At 51.7% G+C, this 634-nt stretch carries 7 tRNA genes; all 7 read left to right on the forward strand.

Annotated elements, in window-relative coordinates:
* Positions 1–13: 13 nt before the first annotated feature.
* The 7 genes from lacNas_RS11835 (at position 14) to lacNas_RS11865 (ending at position 632) form a co-directional block, all read left to right on the forward strand.
* Positions 14–87: transfer RNA gene (locus lacNas_RS11835), tRNA-Asp, on the forward strand.
* A 6-nt stretch (positions 88–93) separates the two neighbouring features.
* A tRNA-Phe gene (locus lacNas_RS11840) sits at positions 94–166 on the forward strand.
* Between the two features lie 8 nt (positions 167–174).
* A tRNA-Tyr gene (locus tag lacNas_RS11845) sits at positions 175–256 on the forward strand.
* A gap of 4 nt (positions 257–260) precedes the next feature.
* Positions 261–331 (forward strand) — tRNA-Trp (locus tag lacNas_RS11850).
* A 12-nt stretch (positions 332–343) separates the two neighbouring features.
* Positions 344–416 (forward strand) — tRNA-His (locus lacNas_RS11855).
* A 30-nt stretch (positions 417–446) separates the two neighbouring features.
* Positions 447–517 (forward strand) — tRNA-Cys (locus lacNas_RS11860).
* 30 nt (positions 518–547) lie between these two features.
* Positions 548–632 (forward strand) — tRNA-Leu (locus lacNas_RS11865).
* The last annotated feature ends 2 nt before the right edge of the window (positions 633–634 follow it).

Genomic DNA, 634 nt, shown 5'->3' on the forward strand with positions numbered 1-634 from the left:
GCTCCCGCAATATGGTCCATTGGAGCAGTGGTTTATCTCGCCTCCCTGTCACGGAGGAGATCGCGGGTTCAAATCCCGCATGGACCGTTTGATGGCTCGGTAGCTCAGTTGGTAGAGCAATGGATTGAAGCTCCATGTGTCGGCGGTTCGATTCCGTCCCGCGCCATTGAAAATGGAGGAATAGCGAAGTGGCTAAACGCGGCGGTCTGTAAAACCGCTCTCTCTGAGTTCGGTGGTTCGAATCCACTTTCCTCCATAATAGGGATATAGTTTAAAGGTAGAACTACGGTCTCCAAAACCGTCGGTGTGGGTTCAATTCCTACTATCCCTGTTAGAAAATATGGCGGTATTGGTGAAGTGGTTAACACACTGGTTTGTGGATCCAGCACACGTGGGTTCGATTCCCACATACCGCCCTAGCCCAGGTGGCAAAAAGAAAATAATGTGGCGGTGTAGCCAAGTGGTAAGGCAGAGGTCTGCAAAACCTTAATCGTCGGTTCGACTCCGATCCCCGCCTTAGGCTTAGCGGCCATAAGTGAAATAGCATGGCGGTGTGGCGGAATTGGCAGACGCGTCAGACTCAAAATCTGGTGTCCATTACGGACGTATCGGTTCGACCCCGATCACCGCTATT

It is taken from the genome of Lactobacillus nasalidis (assembly GCF_016587775.1).
Taxonomy (GTDB): Bacteria; Bacillota; Bacilli; order Lactobacillales; family Lactobacillaceae; genus Lactobacillus; species Lactobacillus nasalidis.